23 protein-coding genes are annotated in these 20213 nt (G+C 41.2%); 2 read left to right on the top strand and 21 right to left on the bottom strand.

The window, feature by feature from the left end:
* Positions 1 to 18: 18 nt before the first annotated feature.
* From ftsA to IRY55_RS00655, 16 genes are all read right to left on the bottom strand, one after another.
* A complete protein-coding gene (ftsA, locus tag IRY55_RS00730) occupies positions 19 to 1338 on the bottom strand; it encodes a cell division protein FtsA (protein ID WP_194561343.1) in 1320 nt (439 codons plus the stop codon).
* A gap of 59 nt (positions 1339 to 1397) precedes the next feature.
* The gene (locus IRY55_RS00725) at positions 1398 to 1793 is read right to left on the bottom strand and encodes a small basic family protein (RefSeq protein ID WP_194561342.1); all 396 of its coding nucleotides are present in this window, start codon (positions 1791 to 1793) and stop codon (positions 1398 to 1400) included.
* Entirely contained in the window at positions 1794 to 2525 is a 732-nt protein-coding gene (locus IRY55_RS00720; RefSeq protein ID WP_235960995.1) for a DUF881 domain-containing protein, read from the bottom strand.
* Between the two features lie 2 nt (positions 2526 to 2527).
* A complete protein-coding gene (locus IRY55_RS00715; RefSeq protein ID WP_328799590.1) occupies positions 2528 to 3208 on the bottom strand; it encodes a DUF881 domain-containing protein in 681 nt (226 codons plus the stop codon).
* A 1-nt stretch (position 3209) separates the two neighbouring features.
* Entirely contained in the window at positions 3210 to 4004 is a 795-nt protein-coding gene (locus IRY55_RS00710; RefSeq protein WP_194561340.1) for a cell division protein FtsQ/DivIB, read from the bottom strand.
* Positions 4005 to 4014: 10 nt separating this feature from the next.
* Complete coding sequence (murD, locus tag IRY55_RS00705; protein WP_194561339.1) at positions 4015 to 5373, bottom strand: UDP-N-acetylmuramoyl-L-alanine--D-glutamate ligase; 1359 nt, start codon at positions 5371 to 5373, stop codon at positions 4015 to 4017.
* Positions 5370 to 6347 (bottom strand): phospho-N-acetylmuramoyl-pentapeptide-transferase, encoded by a 978-nt coding sequence (gene mraY / locus IRY55_RS00700; RefSeq protein ID WP_194561338.1) that lies wholly within the window; start codon positions 6345 to 6347, stop codon positions 5370 to 5372. Before mraY ends, murD begins: the two co-directional genes overlap by 4 nt.
* Positions 6348 to 6365: 18 nt before the next feature.
* Positions 6366 to 8612 carry a penicillin-binding protein gene (locus IRY55_RS00695; RefSeq protein ID WP_194561337.1) on the bottom strand — a complete coding sequence of 749 codons (2247 nt, stop codon included), beginning with the start codon at positions 8610 to 8612 and terminating at the stop codon, positions 6366 to 6368.
* Positions 8609 to 8998: a cell division protein FtsL gene (ftsL, locus tag IRY55_RS00690; RefSeq protein WP_194561336.1), complete on the bottom strand. Its 390-nt coding sequence runs from the start codon at positions 8996 to 8998 to the stop codon at positions 8609 to 8611. The genes IRY55_RS00695 and ftsL overlap by 4 nt, the downstream gene beginning before the upstream one ends.
* Positions 8999 to 9004: 6 nt before the next feature.
* Positions 9005 to 9946 (bottom strand): 16S rRNA (cytosine(1402)-N(4))-methyltransferase RsmH, encoded by a 942-nt coding sequence (gene rsmH / locus IRY55_RS00685; RefSeq protein WP_194562344.1) that lies wholly within the window; start codon positions 9944 to 9946, stop codon positions 9005 to 9007.
* 17 nt (positions 9947 to 9963) lie between these two features.
* Positions 9964 to 10392 carry a division/cell wall cluster transcriptional repressor MraZ gene (mraZ, locus tag IRY55_RS00680; RefSeq protein WP_194561335.1) on the bottom strand — a complete coding sequence of 143 codons (429 nt, stop codon included), beginning with the start codon at positions 10390 to 10392 and terminating at the stop codon, positions 9964 to 9966.
* 235 nt (positions 10393 to 10627) lie between these two features.
* Positions 10628 to 12238: a bacillithiol biosynthesis cysteine-adding enzyme BshC gene (gene bshC, locus IRY55_RS00675; RefSeq protein ID WP_194561334.1), complete on the bottom strand. Its 1611-nt coding sequence runs from the start codon at positions 12236 to 12238 to the stop codon at positions 10628 to 10630.
* A 72-nt stretch (positions 12239 to 12310) separates the two neighbouring features.
* Complete coding sequence (locus IRY55_RS00670; RefSeq protein ID WP_194561333.1) at positions 12311 to 12694, bottom strand: DUF3397 family protein; 384 nt, start codon at positions 12692 to 12694, stop codon at positions 12311 to 12313.
* A gap of 9 nt (positions 12695 to 12703) precedes the next feature.
* The gene (locus IRY55_RS00665; RefSeq protein ID WP_194561332.1) at positions 12704 to 13567 is read right to left on the bottom strand and encodes a ketopantoate reductase family protein; all 864 of its coding nucleotides are present in this window, start codon (positions 13565 to 13567) and stop codon (positions 12704 to 12706) included.
* A gap of 137 nt (positions 13568 to 13704) precedes the next feature.
* Entirely contained in the window at positions 13705 to 13878 is a 174-nt protein-coding gene (gene rpmF, locus IRY55_RS00660) for a 50S ribosomal protein L32 (RefSeq protein WP_194561331.1), read from the bottom strand.
* 36 nt (positions 13879 to 13914) lie between these two features.
* The gene (locus IRY55_RS00655) at positions 13915 to 14442 is read right to left on the bottom strand and encodes a YceD family protein (RefSeq protein WP_235960994.1); all 528 of its coding nucleotides are present in this window, start codon (positions 14440 to 14442) and stop codon (positions 13915 to 13917) included.
* A 128-nt stretch (positions 14443 to 14570) separates the two neighbouring features.
* Here IRY55_RS00655 and IRY55_RS00650 point away from each other — a divergent pair, with 128 nt between their 5' ends.
* On the top strand, positions 14571 to 15755 hold the full coding sequence (locus IRY55_RS00650; protein WP_194561330.1) for a nucleotidyltransferase: 1185 nt from the start codon (positions 14571 to 14573) through the stop codon (positions 15753 to 15755).
* On the opposite strand, the gene IRY55_RS00645 is transcribed toward IRY55_RS00650, so the two are convergent.
* From IRY55_RS00645 to IRY55_RS00630, 4 genes are all read right to left on the bottom strand, one after another.
* Entirely contained in the window at positions 15752 to 16801 is a 1050-nt protein-coding gene (locus tag IRY55_RS00645) for a SepM family pheromone-processing serine protease (RefSeq protein WP_194561329.1), read from the bottom strand. The genes IRY55_RS00650 and IRY55_RS00645 overlap by 4 nt on opposite strands.
* 97 nt (positions 16802 to 16898) lie before the next feature.
* Positions 16899 to 17387 carry a pantetheine-phosphate adenylyltransferase gene (gene coaD / locus IRY55_RS00640; protein ID WP_194561328.1) on the bottom strand — a complete coding sequence of 163 codons (489 nt, stop codon included), beginning with the start codon at positions 17385 to 17387 and terminating at the stop codon, positions 16899 to 16901.
* A 5-nt stretch (positions 17388 to 17392) separates the two neighbouring features.
* Positions 17393 to 17941, bottom strand: a complete 549-nt coding sequence (gene rsmD, locus IRY55_RS00635) for a 16S rRNA (guanine(966)-N(2))-methyltransferase RsmD (RefSeq protein ID WP_194561327.1) — start codon at positions 17939 to 17941, stop codon at positions 17393 to 17395.
* The gene (locus IRY55_RS00630) at positions 17938 to 19395 is read right to left on the bottom strand and encodes a stalk domain-containing protein (RefSeq protein WP_408015129.1); all 1458 of its coding nucleotides are present in this window, start codon (positions 19393 to 19395) and stop codon (positions 17938 to 17940) included. Before IRY55_RS00630 ends, rsmD begins: the two co-directional genes overlap by 4 nt.
* A gap of 95 nt (positions 19396 to 19490) precedes the next feature.
* Here IRY55_RS00630 and IRY55_RS00625 point away from each other — a divergent pair, with 95 nt between their 5' ends.
* The gene (locus IRY55_RS00625) at positions 19491 to 19886 is read left to right on the top strand and encodes a DUF7147 family protein (protein ID WP_213086628.1); all 396 of its coding nucleotides are present in this window, start codon (positions 19491 to 19493) and stop codon (positions 19884 to 19886) included.
* Positions 19887 to 19892: 6 nt separating this feature from the next.
* Here IRY55_RS00625 and IRY55_RS00620 read toward each other — a convergent pair whose 3' ends face one another.
* On the bottom strand, positions 19893 to 20165 hold the full coding sequence (locus IRY55_RS00620) for a YlbG family protein (protein WP_194561325.1): 273 nt from the start codon (positions 20163 to 20165) through the stop codon (positions 19893 to 19895).
* Between the last annotated feature and the right edge of the window lie 48 nt (positions 20166 to 20213).

The raw sequence follows: 20213 nt of genomic DNA, 5'->3' as shown, positions 1-20213 counted from the left end.
TAAATATTACCTACGTAATCAATCAAAGAAATTGTTAAATAGCTTCTTTGTCTTGCTAAACAAACCTTCCTTTTTTTCTTTCTTGTCTTGCTCATATTCATAATCATCATCGTAATCGTAAAACTCTTCGTCTTCATAAAAATCAGACGGTGCTTCTTGCTTTTGTTGTGGTTGTTTCATTTCTTGTGCCGGCACATAAGAACGGTTATAAAACTGGTCGTCTTTCGCCGCGTATTGAATGAGTCCTACCGCTGTCGTATATTTCGGATCGCGTACTCCAATATATGGTGGAGCATGTAGACGGACACGCAATTGGAAGACGTCGCGTGCTAAGTGTAAAATACCTTCCACTTTTGTAGCACCGCCCGTTAAAATAATACCCCCTGGTAAGTCTGTTACATTCATATTATACAATTCATCGATAATTAAATCGAATAGCTCCTCCATACGAGCGCTTAAAATTTCAGCAATATATTTCTGACTAATATTTTCATGTTTATCTTGATCGATTACAGGTACTTCAATCCAGTCATCCAAAGCATCTTCCACATACGCGTGACCGTAGTGGTATTTAATTTTCTTCGCTTCTTCTGTCGACGTTTTTAAAATGATGGATAAATCTTTCGTCATATTGTCTCCACCGACTGGAATGACTGAACTACCGACGATATGGTTATCTTTAAAGACGGTAACTGTCGTAATCCCTCCGCCAATATCAACATAGGCGACTCCATGATTTTTTTCATCTTCAGTTAAGGCGAACGTACCGGCTGCTAATGATTGTAAATAAATTTCACGCACTTGTACGCCCGCTTTATCGACACAACGTAAAATGTTATGAAGTAAAGTTTTAGACGTTGTAATTAAAGTTCCTTCTAACTCTAAACGAATGCCGAGCATACCGCGCGGGTCTTTAATTTCATCGTAGTCATCTACGATAAATTGTTTCGGAACGATATTCAACACTTCGCGTTCTGGAGAAACAGACATGAGTTGTGCTGAATCTAATACGCGATGCAATTCATCGTCGGTAATTTCGCGATTTTCATTATTGATCGCGACGACGCCTTTCGCTTTTTGGAACTGTACGTCATTTGCAGGTATTCCGAGAACGACTTCAGATACTTTCACATTCATCATTCGTTCGGCCTCTTCAATTACTTGCTTAATAGATTTTACTGTCGCTTCTATATCGATAATCGTCCCTTTGCGAATGCCTTTCGAAGCAACTTCCGTCACACCGATGACATGCACCGTGTCGTCCGCCACTTTTCCGACGAGTAACTTCACTGTCGAGGACCCGATATCAAGCGCTACATAATATTCTGATTCATCCATTGTTCACACCTCCTGCAAATGATTGCATACTATATTCTATTGCATTTTTCTTACATTGTCTAAAGTTTTTCAACATCCTGACTCTCCTCTATCTCTCCTCGTTTCTTTTCCTCAGCTCGCTCGGACCATTTCGTCAATAAAATCCGACGGATAATCGCGATATTTTGGAACAGACGTACTCCGAATGCGAACACGGCTGCCAAGTATAAATCGACTCCAAGATGCACGCCGAGAAAGGCTAAGCTCGCTGCGAGTATAATATTGAAGAAGAAACCAGATATAAATATTTTATCATCGTACACTTGTTGCAAATGTGCACGTATTCCTCCAAATAAAGTATCTAATGCTGCCAATACGGCAATCGATAAATAGTTGCTGTACACAGATGGGATTTGAAGGTCAGACAACAATCCGAGAGAAATACCAATGAGTAAACCGAGCAATGGTAGCCACATTTAATTGTCCCCCTTCGGCAGTTGTTGTAAGTACATCATGTCGACCCGCTCCGTCCAACCATTCAATTCGATTTGCTCACTCGGTTCATGAATATCAATTATGAGATTATCAATGTAAAAATCATCGTGTAATGGAGAAGCAAGTAAGTAATTATAAACTTTCTCACTATCCTCAAATGTTTCCGTTACAATCTTTATTGTAAAGGGTGGGTTCTTTACATTCAAACCATTCACTGTCGTCACACCATTAATATCTCGAATTGCACTTAAAATCGTATAGCGTTTTGAATCGATTTCGATAATTAAGCCACTCATACGATTCACATCATTGATGAAGCGAGTCAACAAATCGGCTGGTATTGTTTCAATTGGCAAACCTAGCGCGATACTTTCTGGCGATGGTTGAATTTCAATTTCAATTCCAGGGCCTGTCAGTGATGTAAAACCAGCCCGTTTTTTTAAATCATCTACCGTTTCAATTAAAGCCATTTCCGGATCTTCCGACTTCGCACGTTCATACGTGTAAAGTGTGTGATCCATATCTCTTATTTCTTTCAATAATTCTGATTGCGCTTGTTTTTGCTCTGCGATTTCATTGCGAATCGCCCAAATATCTCGTGTATCTCGCTCAGCTGGTTGGTGATTTAATGAATTGTATTGAACAGCTAACATAAAACCAACGAGCGACACGACGAGCATGAGGGCGATGCTCACTTTTGATTTTATTTTCATCACTATCCTTCCCTCAATGCTGGTAATATAACCTCTTTTTCTTCAACTAATACGACGATATGGTCTTGTTCGAGTGAATCGAGCACACCTCCGCGCAATTGCAGTGAAGATTGTAGTACTTCTTGCGAACCGACCGCTTCAATGACAAAAGGTTCTGGGAACGTTTTGCCATCCACTGTAATGACAGGACCTGTACATTTAATGGAAGAATTTGACGTCAGCCGCTGACCGTTAATTGCAATGCCTTCTGCTCCTGCAATCTTCAATTCATTCACGACGCGGAGTACATGGCTTTCATGCACGATGTAATCGTTCGGATTTTGAGTGAGCGGATCGTAGTCGGCATCTTTTAATGTCACCTTCACACCCTCTCCGTGAGCAGGTACTAACCCTAAGAGCAAACGTAATTGTTCCGCTTCTTCAATCAGTTTCGTATGACGATCTTCCTCATGCATAAACGAATGTTCAATATCCATCACTTCACGCATTTTTTCATCTAACTCTTCATATAATTCTTTATTGCGTTCTTGCAAACGCAACAGTTCTTCACGGTACTGTTCTTCTCGCAAATACGCGAGCGGTTGATAATTATCTTGCTGATTGTTAATGCCTAGCGTTTTATAAGAAAATGCAAAAATGAATCCGAGAACTAAAAAGACGACAGAAAACCAAATTTGTCTCACACTATTCTTCTTCGACTTCCTCTTGTTCTGGCTGTTCATTTTGTTCACTTCCTCCATATAACTTGTCGTACGATGTGAAATAGGCACCGACTTCCAAATCAAACACCCCTTTATCTTGAGGCCCGAGCTGAGTGACGAGTTGAGGATAGTAAGTTAAACGCTCTGCCAAATTGTTCATTAGCGTATGCACCTCATTGCCGTCATCCATATATAAATGGACTTTCAGCTCGTGATCTGCTGGCACGATAATAATTTCTGAGATGAGCTCAAAAACCGTGTCATCAATTTGCAAAAGTTGCTGAGCGATTTGTTGTTTTTGGTCCAGTGTTTCAAATTTAGATAAAATCGGGATTTTTCGCGTCATCTGATTGTGTACGTAAGGAAGTTCTGTTCCGTCTTCCACCATCAATTGAAACAAGCCCTCTGTTTCAATGTATGCGACTGGCATTTTCTCTTGTACTTTTAAAGAGACGATCCGATTCCAACTGCGACTCACTTCGACTGCTTTCACAGTCGGCATTTTCTGCAATTTGCTTTCTATTTCTTTCAAATCTAGGCCCCAAATAGAATCCCCCATTCGGATGCCACTTTCTTCTACATATTCAATCGGCTCTGCTAAAGATGCCCCGTACACATCAACTTCTTTAACATCACTTAATCCTGTTTGGAAGTAAATGAGGGTGAGCAATAATAAAATGACGATGAGAATGAATGTATAAAAACGACGATTAAGTCGTCGTCTTTTCTTTTTGACGAGCTCTGGTATTTTATCTTGGATATCGACAACCGTCGTCATGATCAACACCTCACTTCGTCAATTTCATTACGGCATCGATAAAGGCTTCTCCTCGCAATTCAAAACTGCCGTACTGGTCCCAGCTCGCACAAGATGGGGAAAGTAAAACGACGTCGCCTGTCTGTGCATGCGTGATTGCTCGCGCTACGCCTTCTTCCATCGTTTCCATCGTTTCGACGATGGGCACTTGACAATCTTGAGCAAATTGAGCAAAACGTCTACGCGTCTCTCCGAATGTAATGACCGCCTTTACATTGTTCATGTAAGGACGTAATTCCTCAAAGGAATGACCGCGTTCCAAACCGCCTGCAATGAGCAAGATCGGCGAACGTTCAAATGATTGTAATGCACTTTTCGTCGCCAGCGTATTCGTCGCTTTCGAATCATTGTAAAATTTGATACCATTCTGTTCGAGAACGAACTGCATGCGATGCTTTACCCCTGTAAAGGAACTTAACACATTTTCCACCGTTCCTTTAGAACATTCCAGCAACAAGGCTGCTGCGGTTGCCGCGAGAACATTTTCTAAATTATGTTCTCCAGGGATTTTAATGAGCGCTCTTTTTAAATATGGCTCACCGTTCCAATAAATCATCTCTTCATCCGCACTCATTCCCCGAGCTAAAATTCTCTTTCGGGAAAACGGATAAAGTTGAGCTTTTGTGCGCTCTGCTACTCGAACGACTTCCTCTTGATCGGCATTGTAAATTAAAAAATCAGCAGCTGTTTGATTTTTAAACAAATTCGCTTTCGCTTCGATGTAATGATCTTTCGTACCATGATAATCGAGGTGCGCATCGTACAAATTTGTCAAAATCGCGATGTGTGGGCGGAACGATTCAATCCCCATCAATTGGAATGAAGACAACTCTGTAATCATCGTTTGTTCAGCTGTTGCTTGCTGTGCAACGTCCGTAGCTACTGTACCGATGTTACCTGCAATGAGTGGCTGTTTACCATCGATATTAAGCAGATGATAAAGCAACGTCGTCGTTGTCGTTTTTCCATTGGATCCTGTAATGCCGACAATGGGAGCTTCGCTAATTAAATAGGCGAGCTCCACTTCCGTCCAAATCGGAATATTTCGAGCGACCATCTTTTCGATGACGATATTTGTATAAGGGATGCCTGGATTTTTGACGACTAAATCAAAGTCACCATTTTGGACGTCTTCGGGATGACCTCCGTCAATTACTTCGATTCCTAAATTGCGAAGCGTCGTCGCATGTTCATCCCCTTGAAGTTTTGCGAAATCATTCACCGTCACAATCGCGCCAAGTTCATGAAGCATTTTCGCTGCAGAAAATCCACTTTTCGCCAAACCGAGTACAAGTACTTTTTTATTTTTTAATGTTGTAATGTGCTTCATACATATACCTCCAGTAGAACGGCAATTAATGCGCTGATGAATGACACGAACCAAAATGTCAAGACGACACGCCATTCTGACCAACCTGACAATTCAAAGTGATGATGAATCGGACTCATTTTAAAGACGCGCTTTCCTGTCGTTTTAAAGCTAATCACTTGAATGATGACTGATAATGTTTCGATGACATAAACAAGACCAATTAACAATAATAATAATTCAATTTTTAACAGGATTGAAATCGTTGCGATTAATCCTCCTAAAGCGAGCGAACCTGTGTCGCCCATAAATACTTTTGCAGGTTTGCGATTGAAGTATAAAAATCCGAGCATCGCTGTCGCCGTAATGACTGAAACAAGGGTTGCGCTGACGACATCTGCCGCATAAGCAATCCAAGCAAAAGCGACAAAAGTGAAAAATGTTGTGCCACCCACTAACCCGTCCAAACCGTCTGTTAAATTAATCGCATTTGAAAAACCGACGAGCCAGAAGACGAGAAATACGACGTAAAATATACCGAGATCAATCGTCCAAGAAGTAAATGGAATCGCGATGGCTGTATCAAAATATTCGGATTGGCGAAGCAGGAAGTAAGCGATAATTCCTACGACAATTTGTGCTACTAATTTTTGTAAAGAGGTTAAACCTAAATTTCGCTTCATGACGACGATGATAAAATCATCAAGGAAACCGATGAGGCCATACCCGATAAATACGATGAGCATGATCCATACTTCAGTTGACCATACGTCATACAATAGGCTAAATACTAATGTGCTAATTGTGATGGATGCAAAAAAGATTAAACCGCCCATCGTCGGTGTTCCTGCTTTTTGTTGGTGCGCTTTCGGACCTTCTTCTCGAATCGTTTGTCCAAATTTCATTTTGTGTAATATCGGAATAATCGCGTATCCGATTACGATCGTCAATGCGAATGTCGCAATGATCATCGTCATGTTTTGTACAGTTGACATCGTCTTCCTTACTCCTTCTTACTCATCTTCTTGTTGTGCATCTTCTTCTATTTCTTCTAGTTGTTCGAATACTTCATAATGTTGTTCAGGACGCTTTAATTGAATGATGATCGGTTCTTCTTTGGTTACGAGCGTTCCTTCACCTAAATTTTGTTCGGTGACATACCCTTCTCCCGCCATGCGAATATCTAGATTCGAAAGGGCTTTATAAGAGAGCACCATTTTTTTAGACCAACCTTCGAAATTCGGAAGCATACTATCTCCCTCTGTCTTTAATATAACGAATGTGTTGGGCGGTAATTTTGTTCCTTCAGATGGATACTGTTCTGTTATTTTTCCACCTTCCCCGATGAGTATGGGAGTGAAGCCAGATTCTCGAATTTGTTCCATTGCACGATCCGATGTTTTTCCAACGTAATTCCCATTTGCTTTCACTTCGATCGGTGCCACTTCATTCGGTGCAACATTCAACGATTTCAAAGCACTTTCCATCACGTTCGTAAATACTTTCGCTACGGGAACAGAACCATATTCCCCTGGTTTCGTTACAGGTTGTTGTACGCTGACAAACATGACAAGTTCAGGGTCATCAATCGGCGCCATTCCTAAGAAGGAGAATAAATAATTGCTTCCTCCACTCATATAACCAGGACGATCAGGATGTGGAATTTCAGCCGTTCCTGTCTTTCCACCGACATCATATGTCGGCAAAGCATAACTTTGGCCTGTTCCGTGAGGTGCCGTTACTGTAGAAGCTAACACATCGCGCACTTCTTTCGCTGTTTCAGCAGAAATAGGGGTGCCGACTTGATGTGGCTCATTTTGAGTAATAACTTCTCCCGTGCTCGGGTCCGTAATCGTATCAATGATATACGGCTGCATCATTTTTCCATCGTTAGCAATTGCTGTCGCTGCTTGAATCATTTGGAGTGGGGTTACCGTAGAACCTTGTCCATATGCAGTCGTCACACGTTCTGCTGGATAACGATCTAGCAATATGCCTGGCGCTTCATTCGGTAAAGAAATTCCAACAGGCTTACCAAATCCAAAATCCTCCAAATATTCAATGAAACGGCGATCTCCGATACGTTCTAACAAGTAAGCCATCGAAACGTTACTTGAACGTTGGAAGCCTTCAAGAAATGATATCGTTCCCCACCCGTGCTTATTCACATCCCGAATCGTTTTGTCATACACTTTATATGATCCGGATTTGAAGTAATCGTTCGGACGCCATTTCCCTTCCTCGATTGCAGCTGCTAATGTGAACATTTTCATCGTAGAACCTGGTTCAATCGTATTCTCAATCGCTTCGTTCAACCAACTGTCTGTCAATCCTTCTCGTGTTTCTGGATCGAATGTTGGACGCTGTGACATCGCTAAAATTTCTCCGGTTTTAGCATTGGCAATTACTGCGAGCGCTTTTTTCGGTTTGTACTGTAGCATCATCTCGTTCATTGCATCTTCGGTGAAGTTTTGCAATGTATTGTCGAGCGTCAATTTAATTTGAGCACCCTTTTTCGCTGGTTCAATAATGCGATTTGTCCCTGCTAAAACGAATCCCCACCGGTCGGATTGATAATTAATCGAGCCTGGCTGTCCACGTAAAACATCATTGTAGACTTTTTCGATGCCCATTTTCCCCATCGTTTCGTATTTATTTTCTTCTTCATTTAATTCCTTTGTTGCATAGCCAATTAGATGAGAAGCAAAAATACCATTTGGATAAAAGCGCTTCTTTTCCTCTATGAGTGATACGCCGGTCAATCCTTCTTTCTCTACTGCTTCAGCTAATTTTTCAGCGTCCTCTATTCCGATTTCTCGACCCGCTTTTCCAAATTCTACTTGATAACGCGATTTACCTGCCGCGACTTCATCGATTCCTTTTTGAATAATGTCTCGAATTTTCTCTTCAGGCAAGTCAATGAACTCTGCTAAAACACGTGCGGTTTTTGAAGCATCTACGACATGATAGTTAATGCCGGACTTTTCCGATGACTTATCTGGTTTGACGACAGCTACGAGACGATAGCTCAAAGTATCGGTCGCAATCAGCTGTTCATTACGATCGACGATTTCACCGCGTTCGCCTTGTAATATGAACTCTCGCGCATATTTTTCTTTCGCCATCTCCGTCAACTCTTGCCCTTTTGCATAGCCTGTCATCTGAATGAATGTCACTCTGAAAAACAATATAAAAAAGAAGCCTACAAAAAATACTACTAGTAGAAAGGCTCCCCATTGGAATCGAAACTTTTTTTTCATCGTCCTGGCACGACCTTTACGTTACTCTCATTTAAATTTAAGCCACGTTCTTTCGCCTTTTGCCAAATGCGTTCATAAGATGATTTTTCGTTAATTTGAATCAATAGCTGTCCATTTTCTTTTTGGACATCATTAATTGCGATCGACATCGAGTGCACTTCTCTATTTATCTCGTTCAATTGTGCTTGATTGTGCAACAAAATAGTCCCGCAAAAAACAGTAAAGACAGAGTATAAGATAAATAAAATCTTCTCACCCTTTGATACAGCCTTTCTTTTTTTGTGAGACTTTTTCGAAGGGCCGGGGGAAGGTTTTGTATGTGGTTGTTCAATAATCTCTTCAATTTGAGATTGTTCGATATATTGTTCATATTGACGTAAACCCATTTATCTTCACTCCTTTACTATTTTTTCAATCACTCGCAATTTTGCAGAGCGGGAACGATTGTTATTCTCAATCTCTTCGTCGCTCGGGATTATTGGCTTACGATTCACAAGTCGATATGATAATTTCATATCGTCCGGAATAACCGGTAAGTTCGGTGGTAAATCTGGTAATGTCGTCACTTCTTTAAACATCGCTTTCGTCAAGCGGTCCTCTAACGAATGGAATGTAATGACAGCGATTCTTCCACCCTCATTTAACATTGTTAAGGCTTTCGCGATGGAACGTTCCGCAACTCCTAACTCATCATTTACCGCAATTCGCACAGCTTGAAACACTTTTTTGGCAGGATGTCCCCCTGTGCGTCGTGCGCGTGCTGGAATTCCGAGTTTAATTAGTTCGACGAGTTCGAATGTCGTTTCGATAGCTGCTTGTTCTCGTGCTTGTTCAATTTTACGCGCGATTTGCTTTGCAAACTTCTCTTCTCCGTAGCGGAAAAAGATTCGGACGAGGTCTTCATACGTCCAATCGTTAATCACTTCTCTAGCTGTCAATGCTTGCGTTTGATCCATCCGCATATCGAGCGGCGCATCGTAGCGATAACTAAAACCGCGCTCTGGAACGTCAAATTGTGGACTTGAGACACCTAAGTCATAGAGCACACCGTCCACTTTTGTAATACCGCGCTTCGCAAGTTCTTCTTCTATCCATTCAAAGTTTGAGTGGATGAATGTGACGTGCTCCGCATACGGTTGCAATTTCACTTTCGCATGCGCTATCGCCGTTTCGTCTTGGTCGAAACAATATAAATGTCCTGTACCTGAAAGTTGGGCCGCAATTTTTTCGCTATGGCCTGCTCCACCTAATGTACAATCGACATAAATACCGTTTTCTTTAACATTTAGTTGTTCGACGGCCTCATTTAATAAAACCGTTACGTGTTCAAACAGGGAAACCGCCTCCTCTATTATTCAAAATCAAATAAATTTTCTGCAATATCGTTGAATGCATCTTCACTCATCGTGAAGTATTCGTTCCAGCGATCTTGTGACCATATTTCAATCCGATTGGAAACGCCGATGATGACACAATCCTTCTCTAAGGAAGCATGCTGCCTCAACGTCGTCGGTATATTGATTCGTCCTTGTTTATCAACATTCACTTCCGTTGCCCCAGAAAAGAAAAAACGAGTGAATGCTCGCGCATCTTTTTTAGCGATGGATAGTTTTTTTAATTTTTCTTCGAAGTGAACCCATTCTTCTGGTGGATACCCAAATAAACAACCATCCATTCCTCTCGTCAATATAAAGCCGTCATTCAAATGTTCGCGAAATTTTGCAGGGATAATAATTCTACCTTTTAAATCAATCGTATGAACGTATTCCCCCATGAACATATGAATCACCCCAATATACATATAATGTACCACATTCCCCCACTTTCCACCACAAATTATATAATATTATTCGAAAATAAATCGTTAGTAACTCGTTTCATTGAAATACATTATTTCAGCGTTTTTCAACGTTGTTTTTTGCCTTTACCTATGGTGAATTCTTATATTTCTCTTCAAAAAAACTCCTCATTCGATGAAAGAAGAGGAGTTTTTACATATTTATACATTTTGTTTTCTATAAAATAATCATTTTATGGCAATCATTCCAATTATACTCGTTTTTCAACAATTGAGAAATGAGATCAAGCCCATATTCATTGACATAACGATAAGGAGTGAACATTCTTTCTTGGGGGACTCCTTCTGGTAGCAATTGTCGTTCAATCGTTCGGAGGCGACGAACAGAAGTTTCTTCCTGCATTGTTATTTCACGATTATAAAATTGTTCCACATACCGGAATTGTTTTTCATGATAGTGTGTATTTTTTTCTAATATACGTTTCATCCCAGGAGTTGGTGCCATTTGCTGAAGCTGGTTTAATGCTCGGTGCAAATTTTGTTCCGCTTCACGCAAAGCGTCTAGAAATACTTCATCTTTCATTTCTCCAATATGTTGAGCGACCAATGCTTCATAGTTTTGATCGAGCGCTTTTTCAAAAGGGATATTCACTTGCTGCAATGCATACTGCACATCGCGCGGAACAAGGGTAATCGAATGACGCGGGATGAGTAAAGGCATTGTAACATCAACTGCTCGAAAAGCATCCTTCAATGTAGCCCAATACGCCAATTCCCCTGGTCCTGCGATAAAAGCAAAAGTCGGGAGCATCATCTGTTGCATCATCGGTCGCGTGACGACATCATTGCTAAAGCGTTCTGGATATTGTTTGATTTCAGCGATGAGTTCTTCTTCAGTCCAGCGTAGTTGTAGAGGTTCATAGATGAAGTTTTCCCCTTCGCGCTGAAGTAAAAGGCGCCCTGTTTCATGAACATAAAATAAATGAGCATTGTCCAATGTTGCTTGCAATGGCATATGGCCCATCACTTCGGCATATTGACGTTCTTTCGTAACGACCGCTTCTGCCACCGCTTCATTGCGTTCGACCATTTGAGTTAAAGCGTCGACTTGCATTTTTTTAAACGGCTCATACGCTGCATCAATATATAATAATCCTGCTTCCGCAAAAAAATCATTCATTAAATAAACGAAAAACGACGTGTAGTTATCCGTCGCATCGACCGCTTCATGCAACTGCTGTAAAATATGATTCGTATGCTCCGTTTCACGATACGTACGAATCATGTCATCGACATAGCGATGCATCGTATCACGATTGAATGTCGTATCGCTCGCCATCTTTTTAAGCGGTGAACGCTCAGGATAAACGACTTTTTGCAAGCGATCATTCTTTTCAACGTATACGTGATTAATTTCATCGATGTCATGATCTTCTCCCGCAACCCAAAATAAAGGAATGAACGGACGCTTATGACGAGCCGATTGCTCACGCGCGTATAAAATTACAGAAATCGCTTTATGAACAGAGTAAAGAGGGCCGGTTAATAGACCCGCTTGTTGGCCGCCGACGACGAATACAGACTGAGGGTCGCTTATTTGCTCAAGATGCTGTTCGATTTGGTCACTCGTATGATAATTTTTCATAAATTGTGTCATCACTTGGCGCAATGTTTCACGTTCAAATGACGTGTGATCAAGGTCTATTAAACGTTGGCGCTCTCCTTGTTCTGTTCGTTCATATTGAAAATAGTCCCGTTGGAAATCGGCAGTTTCATACGCTTGTATGACTGCTTGCTTCGGTCTATTCATTAATTCTATCACTTTCATCCATTCATTCTCCTCACATCATTACTTATCGAAAGTATATCAAAGGTCCGTTTCAGATGGTAGCGAGCGAACTTATAAAGCATATTGTATGGCGCGGATAAGCAATGTGCCGACGACGAGTATGAAATAGAGTGCAATCCCATAGAGAAAATAAATACGCCACAACTTACGGAATAATGGTCGCCATAAAAAATCGGACTCTTTCCGATATTCGTTGATCGCGTAAAGGAGAGCAATTATTAAATAACTCGTACCGAGAATGAGTAAACTATAGTCTGTCGTCCAAAGGGCGAGTACTAAATAATTCGAAATAAATAAAACGACGGTCGTCAAATCTGCACTCCAATGAAGCGCTCGTTTTCCTTTTCTAAAAATAAGTGCAAACAAAATAAAAAGCAATAGAAACGGAATGAGCGGAAACATTAAACTGACCGCTAAAATTGTCTGAATAATCAAGGATGACCGTCACCTTTCATGCAAGCTTGTTAATAACTGATAAAGCATATGAAGTCGCGGTGTCGGAATTTGATTCAAACGCCCACGCTCAATGATGGGCCGGACGATTGTATCCAGTTCCGTCTTGCGCCCTTGTTGCACATCAACAAACATTGATGAATCGTTCGTTGCGGTTTGTTGACAAACTGCGCGTACACGTTCAAAAGGAACGTGTTTTTTCATAGAGGGTAAGACGTTCATCAACTCATCATATACTTCGCGCATTGCTCGTTCTGCTGAAATGCTTTCGACAAGATGCCCATTCGGCACTCGAAGGAGAGCAGTGAGCGGATTAATACAACTATTGATGATCACTTTTCCCAACAACAACTGTTCAGGCTCAATTGTTTCTATTATGAATAACTCTTCTAAACTTTGCAATATGTCTCCTTGCTTAGGCTCATCCTTCGCTCTCGCTAAGCGGATACGGCCTTCTCCTGTATGGAGCACTTGTACATCTCCTAGACGCTTCGCTCCGTGTTCCACCGTCGCAAAAAAGCAGTTCGGTTCATTTTGTAGCGCATCGTAATGCGCGATACCATTTTGAATAAATAGTTTCGGTCCTTGCGGTAAATTATTGAACAATGGAACGAGGTCGTCATATTTCATCGCATATAAAAAAAGCCCTTCTCGATTTTTCGGTAAAGCAGTTGTAACCGAAACAGCATTCGTTTGCACTTCTCCTCCACGATGATAGGTCAAGCCCTCTTTTATAAGGCTCTCTCTCTGCTCTTCTCGGCGCACGACGAGATGCACATCCCATCCTCGTTCGGTAAAAAAATGCGTAAATAATAAACCGAGGGAGCCCCCTCCAATAATCGTCACTTGTCGCATCTTTTACACTCCTTTCATTTTCTACAATCAAAACGATTTTTGAACGTAGAAAAGAAAAAGAGTATACAAAAAAATTGCTAAGAGCCATGGTCTCTTAGCAATTTTAGAGATACTATATCTCAAGTTTTAGCGACTAATTATTCGCCAACAACTTCTTTTCCTTTGTAGTGACCACATGATTTACATACGCGGTGTGATAATTTCATCTCACCACAGTTATCACATTCAGTCATACCTGGAACGCTCAATTTAATGTGCGTACGACGTTGGTTTTTAACTTTTTTAGAAGTTCTACGCTTTGGTACTGCCATGTTCGGGCACCTCCTTTAAATTAATCAAACTACAATCTATTCTTCGTCAGATTGCAACAATTTCGCAAGGGCAGCAAGTCTTGGATCGACCGCCTGCTCTTCTTCAATCGCTTCTTCTGGCTCTTCCGCCAACATATACGTCCAGCCTTTGCCTTCTTTATACGTCAAGTCTTCCGCGCCTTCCGCATACACTTGAAGCGGAATTGAAACGATGATTAAATCTTCTAATATCGATCGTACATCGACTGTATTTTGTTCTACAGGATGTATCGTCTCATCGCGTTGGAGAAGTTCTTCTTCCCAACTAAATCGTTCAAACGTGTCGAGTGCGAACGACCATATCGCATCTTCCCAAGTGCGTGCACAAGGGACAGTCACTTCTCCTTCAATATGAAGTTGAAGATCGATGCAATCTTTCTCAATCTCAGCATAACCTGTTAGTCGAATCGGGCCGATTGCGCGAATCGAGTCATCTCGTTGGATGATTGATTTTAAATCAATCACTTGATCGAGCGGGATACGATCGCCTCGATGTTTTCGCAATTGATGAATGGACCATTTCATGCCTATCACCTCAAGACAACAATGTTGATTATATACCGCCAAAAGCATCATGTCAAGATAATTTCTTGTCACTCTTCTATTCTCATTCTATAATGAAGAGAAACTATTTTAACGTGAAAGGAGCACTTATGCAAACCGTTGGAATTATCGCAGAATATAATCCATTTCATAATGGACATTACCATCAAATTCAAGAAATTAAACGCTCTCTTCAACCCGATGCAATCGTCGCGGTAATGAGTGGTTCGTTTTTGCAAAGAGGGGAACCAGCCCTACTGGACAAATGGACGAGAACAAAATTGGCACTTGCAAGCGGCGTCGATGTCGTCATCGAACTTCCGTTTCGCTTTGCCGTAAGTGCCGCACACGAATTCGCCTACGGTGGCGTACAAACATTAATTCACGCAGGGGTCGATACGATTAGCTTCGGTAGTGAAAATGGAGACGCAACCTCTTTTGAGCGAACTGCTGAGCAATACGTCCATCATGAAACATTGATTCAAGCAGCGACGCGCGAACAGTTACAAGGAGGCTCTTCTTACCCGAAAGCATTCAATATCGCTTTCGCACAATATGTCACGAGCGATCTAGCAATCGAGCAGCCAAACAATAGTTTAGGTTTTCATTACGCTGTGCAAAACGCAAAAAGTAAACGACCAATGCGCGTACACACTGTAGCGCGCAAACAAGCGCATTATCACGATCCCGCTTTATACGACTCAATCGCGAGCGCCACAGCAATTCGACGCGCATTATTTTCAAATGACATCCATAATCTTCACAACGTCGTCCCCCATGCGACATTCGAAACGCTCGCCGATTATGAAGCGGACCGTTCATCGTTCGGGCGCTGGGAACTTTTTTACCCGATGCTTCGCTTTTTACTATTGCGTCAACAGTCTACTTCATTTGACCGCACATTTCTCATGCGAGAAGGGATTGAAAACCGCTTCTTACAAGCTGCTAATTCCTATGATACGTTTGAACAGTTTATGCGCTATGTCAAAACGAAACGTTTCACTTGGACAGCGATTCAACGAATGCTCGTTCATTTTTTGATCCATACACCGAGCGACCCGTCTAATGCAATCCATTATGCGCGAGTACTCGGCTTCACCGAACAAGGACGCGCTTGGATAAAAGAAAAAAACGAACACCGTTCCATCCCGCTTATCACAAATCCGAAACAGTTCGACGATCCGCTCCTTACGCTCGATTGTAAAGCGACGACACTGTATACACAAGTGACAAATAGCTTATCTCATTGTCGTTCAATCCAAGTCGATTATGCGATGCCACCGGTGCGCCTTTAAGACGCTTTCGGTGGCAATTCTTCTAAATAATGTAGCGCGTCATCAATCGTTCGAACAGGAACGATTTGCATCGGTGTTTTCAACCGCTCAGCAGTTTCTACCGCTACTTCATAATTGGAACGAATGTCGGGATATTGTGCTTTCATCTCTTTAGAGACAACATCATCTGGGGCGAAAAAAATATCGATTTTTTGCTTATGAGCTGCAATCACTTTAAAATCGATACCGCCGATTCTTCCGACCGAACCGTCTTCTAATATTTCTCCCGTCCCAGCGACTGAATAACCTTTCGTCAAATCATCATCTTGCAAATGGTTCATAATTTCTAACGTGAACATTAACCCAGCTGAAGGACCCCCGATGCTCGAACTTTCAAAGACGACATTTGGACTCGTCTCTACAATTTCATTATCTTCATAACGAATGCCAAGCCCTACTTTCCCTGGTCGGTTTGGCAAATCGGCTAATGTCACTTCTTTCTCAAATTGTTGACCATCACGCTCAATCACTAATGTTAATTGATCTCCTTTTAACATTTTTTCGATGTACGGATGAAAGGTTTGTTTTTCTGTCAATGGATAATCATTTACTTGAACGATCGTATCTCCTGGACGAATGATTCCTTCCGCAGCGCTTCCTTTCACGACCCCGATAACGTAAATGCCGTTATATTTTACTTCGTAATGTCGCTTCGCTCGATTAAATGCTACGATTTTCGCTTTATTTTGCGAATTGTACATTAATCTTTTTTGACGGATGGAATATTCTTCGTCATCTTCTTCTTCTTGTTTCACTGAAGTGACAGGGAGGACGTCCATCTCTTTCGACAGCTGTGCATAAACATAAGTTAAAGGTGTCGCTTTCGCGATCGAAATCGTCATTAAATGAAAAAGCCCTTTCGGCTGTGGATGCACTTCTTCAATCGTGACAAGTGGCTGCAATTCATAAGCTCCCCCTGGTTTCGAAATGTAATAGTTCAGAGGATAAAAAGCTAATACGATTAAAATCGCAAACATGGCGATAAAACGGATGATGTGCTTTCTCACAGGAAGGCTCCTTTCTAAAAAATCATCGAAAGAGCGAGCCTCTCTCTTGTATTCAAAACGTTAACAAGAATGCTCGCTCACTTCCGATGATTGTCTATTAATGTGTAGCTTTATATTTTTCACGCAAAGCGAGTTCGACATTGCGCGGTACGAGAGCGGAAATATCTCCGCCATATTGGGATACTTCTTTTACGATACTTGAACTTAAAAACGAATACTGACTTTTCGTCATGACGAAAAATGTTTCAATCTCATCATCGAGCACACGGTTTACTGACGTGATTTGCATTTCGTATTCAAAGTCACTCACTGCACGCAAGCCACGAACGATGACAGTTGCACCGATGCGATTGACGTAATCGATCAATAAACCAGCGGATGTTTCCACTTTGACGTTCGGAAGATGACTCGTCGCTTCACGAATGAGTTCGATTCTTTCTTCAGCTGTAAACATTCCTTTTTTCGCCGAATTGTGCATGACGACAACGCGGACGTTTTCAAAAATTTTAGACGCTCGAGCGATAATATCGAGATGACCATTCGTAATAGGATCGAAACTTCCTGGAACTACTGCTATATTTGACATGTTTTTCACTCCGTGTAAATAGAAATTGTACTCGCACCATATTTTTTCTCACTCGAACGTTGAAACGTTCCATAATGTTCAGGCAATGTGTACGAGCTCATATGTTCACATACGATAATTGCATTATGACACATAATTTCCATTTCGACAAACTGAGCAATAAGCGCATAGTATTCCGTCTTTTCATAAGGGGGATCGAGAAATAAATAATCGATGCATACTTCACGTTGTTGCAAATATGCGATGCTTTTTTCAGCGCGACTCGGTACGATGGTAACGCGACTAGACATTTTCGTTTTTTCGACGTTTTGACGAATTGTCGTTAACGCACGACGATCACTCTCGAAAATGTAAGCGTGCTCCGCTCCACGAGACAATGCTTCTAATGCGAGCGCGCCGCTGCCACCGAATAAATCGACGACGATACCGCCATCGAAATATGGACCGATTCGATTAAATAAAGACTCTTTCACTTTATCAGAAGTCGGACGCGTCGTCTCACCTTGCAAGGTTTGCAATTTCATTCCTCTGCACGTTCCTGCGATAATTCTCAACTTTTTGCACTTCCTTCTTCAGCATCTTCTACAACTTCTTCGATGACTGCGCGTAAAGAACTCACTTGAATTTCTTCTTCGTGATGTTCAAAAATTAACTTAAAAATTCGAAGTAATGATTGCTCTTCGAAATAATATTGGCCATTAATGAATATATATGGCGACTGCCTTAAATTAACACGCTTTTCTTGATACACATAAAATGAATCAATTAAAGAAAAACGATACGTTTCATCAGCACTCTTCACATGAATCGACTGTTCATCCGATGTCACTTCATAATCGAATGCTGCGAGTAAAGGACGGATTGGATAATACAATTGCCCTTTCATTTTAATCGGTTTCACATCTTGTAGTATTTCTTCACCGAGCACAACTTCTTTTGGTTCGTACAGCAATAATTGCTCTGGCGCTTCTCCTGCTAACATTTCACTAAAGTAATTCACTTCTGAACGTGACGCGGCTCCGACTAATCGATCGAAACGCTCTGCTGTCAGCGGCTCTTCTTGCGGTTCACGTAAAGTATTTTCCAAACGTACTAAATCATCCGCTGCTAACGTTTCATTTAATTTTGCAAACGCTACATTTGCCGGCGGTGTACCGATTGGCTCTCCTAATAAAATCGAACCGACGAGCTCAGCGATTTTGCGTTCTTCTAAAGGTATGCCGTAAGCGGTTTGAACACTTTTTGTAAAGAGTACGTTGGCGATGTTTTCTTTTTCGGATTCTGGAAGCGCTACGAAGCGATCTGTTTCGATATTATGCTTTCCTTGATGCAACACGATCGTCATATGTTTCGACTTGAACTGAGCGAGCAATTCATCGATATGCTCTCCAAATTTTTCATCCGTTACTGCGCGATCAAATAATGTGAAGCGCTCGCCACGATGTGCAAGCGGTGTCGCTTCTTGTTGCCAAAATAAATCGGTCACTTCGCCGACGCCTGCAAATAAAAAGTAGTGGAAATCTTCCAGTTCATGCGTACCGATTTGTTCTAAACCAGTCACCCACATACCACCATTTGCCGTTTCATCGACGATATGTACTGTCGTTAATTGCGGTGTAGCATTTGCAATCATTGCAAATGGCTTTTCGACTTCCAGAATGCCTTCAATCGATTGTGGCTTCGCCAATGTATAACGATATGTCTGTTCCGTCGCTTCTCCAGCTACAATTTGAGATAATTGTTCATCAGAGCGTGCGCATGAACTCATTTCACTTTCCACACATTGAATATTTGTACTCCCTTTAGGCCATTCAATATCATAGTCGAGCGGCGCTAAGTTTTTAAAATGATGTGTGATGATGAAGTGCGTACCATCATATTCTACTTCAATTTCTTGCGAATACGTCAACGCATCTTTATCGTAACCATCTGCCACTGCCGAATCGCTATAATGAATGTACAATAATGCTGCGTTAATCATGAGCAAAACTAAAAGGATTCGACCCATCAATTTCAACGAACAAGCACCCCTTTCGATGTCGTTATTTTTCATGTTATGATAGTATTTAATACGAAGTTTTTTAAGAAAGGAAACGACTTACGATGTTAATTAACGAACAATTTATTAAGCTCGGTCATGGATATGGTGATATTTATGAGTTGTTTGAATTGATGAAAACGAATCAAACACGTATACACAATGCCTTTCTCCTTATAACGGAGCACCAAGGTAAAGCGGTATGTTCTTTCGCCGTAGCATTGAAACCCGCAGGTAGCAGTCAATTTATGCCGATATATATTTGCTTAGAAGGCATTCCGTACAATCCAGAAAGCCCTTCTAAGCGCCTCACTTTATTCGAACAAAATTGTGAAGCCTGTCACGTTACACCGATTCAAGTTGCGATTAAACATTCTTCTTATTTTGAAGAATATGAACTGTATTACCAGTACGTAACGGGCATTTTAAGATTGAATCACTTATTACCACCACTCCAATAGACCTAATTACAGTCCGATTTTATAATCGTATTCTTTCGCTTTATCGGGTCGGACTGTTTCATATTCAGTGTCTACGAAAGGTCGATACGACACTTCGACCTTTTTCACAAATGGTAATTTTTCAATTCGTTCTTTCACTCGCATGTTATCATCGAGATCTGTATATAAATGTACATATTTCATCTTGCGAGAGATGTAGTGAACATGACCAAATTTCCGTAATGATTTCGCATGTTTTAGTTGTTTAATATAAACGATTAAACCTTGACGTTCAACCAATTGAATCCCCTCTCTTCTTACTCTTTACAATACCATAAAAATGAATTT

The sequence above is a fragment of the Savagea serpentis genome (assembly GCF_015351395.1).
Classification (GTDB): domain Bacteria; phylum Bacillota; class Bacilli; order Bacillales_A; family Planococcaceae; genus Savagea; species Savagea serpentis.
The sequence above is the reverse complement of the archived record's forward strand: the minus strand, read 5'-3'. Positions and strand labels throughout refer to the sequence as shown.

Excerpts from the sequence above, each read along its gene's own strand:
- IRY55_RS00630 (WP_408015129.1), bottom strand. The coding sequence starts at position 19,395 with ATGGGTCGAATCCTTTTAGTTTTGCTCATGATTAACGCAGCATTATTG.
- IRY55_RS00655 (WP_235960994.1), bottom strand. The coding sequence starts at position 14,442 with ATGAAATGGTCCATTCATCAATTGCGAAAACATCGAGGCGATCGTATC.
- ftsL (WP_194561336.1), bottom strand. The coding sequence starts at position 8,998 with ATGGGTTTACGTCAATATGAACAATATATCGAACAATCTCAAATTGAA.
- coaD (WP_194561328.1), bottom strand. The coding sequence starts at position 17,387 with ATGTCAAATATAGCAGTAGTTCCAGGAAGTTTCGATCCTATTACGAAT.
- IRY55_RS00725 (WP_194561342.1), bottom strand. The coding sequence starts at position 1,793 with ATGTGGCTACCATTGCTCGGTTTACTCATTGGTATTTCTCTCGGATTG.
- IRY55_RS00650 (WP_194561330.1), top strand. The coding sequence starts at position 14,571 with ATGCAAACCGTTGGAATTATCGCAGAATATAATCCATTTCATAATGGA.
- rpmF (WP_194561331.1), bottom strand. The coding sequence starts at position 13,878 with ATGGCAGTACCAAAGCGTAGAACTTCTAAAAAAGTTAAAAACCAACGT.
- mraZ (WP_194561335.1), bottom strand. The coding sequence starts at position 10,392 with ATGTTCATGGGGGAATACGTTCATACGATTGATTTAAAAGGTAGAATT.
- IRY55_RS00625 (WP_213086628.1), top strand. The coding sequence starts at position 19,491 with ATGTTAATTAACGAACAATTTATTAAGCTCGGTCATGGATATGGTGAT.
- mraY (WP_194561338.1), bottom strand. The coding sequence starts at position 6,347 with ATGTCAACTGTACAAAACATGACGATGATCATTGCGACATTCGCATTG.
- IRY55_RS00720 (WP_235960995.1), bottom strand. The coding sequence starts at position 2,525 with ATGAAAATAAAATCAAAAGTGAGCATCGCCCTCATGCTCGTCGTGTCG.
- murD (WP_194561339.1), bottom strand. The coding sequence starts at position 5,373 with ATGAAGCACATTACAACATTAAAAAATAAAAAAGTACTTGTACTCGGT.
- IRY55_RS00665 (WP_194561332.1), bottom strand. The coding sequence starts at position 13,567 with ATGCGACAAGTGACGATTATTGGAGGGGGCTCCCTCGGTTTATTATTT.
- ftsA (WP_194561343.1), bottom strand. The coding sequence starts at position 1,338 with ATGGATGAATCAGAATATTATGTAGCGCTTGATATCGGGTCCTCGACA.
- IRY55_RS00710 (WP_194561340.1), bottom strand. The coding sequence starts at position 4,004 with ATGACGACGGTTGTCGATATCCAAGATAAAATACCAGAGCTCGTCAAA.
- IRY55_RS00695 (WP_194561337.1), bottom strand. The coding sequence starts at position 8,612 with ATGAAAAAAAAGTTTCGATTCCAATGGGGAGCCTTTCTACTAGTAGTA.
- bshC (WP_194561334.1), bottom strand. The coding sequence starts at position 12,238 with ATGAAAGTGATAGAATTAATGAATAGACCGAAGCAAGCAGTCATACAA.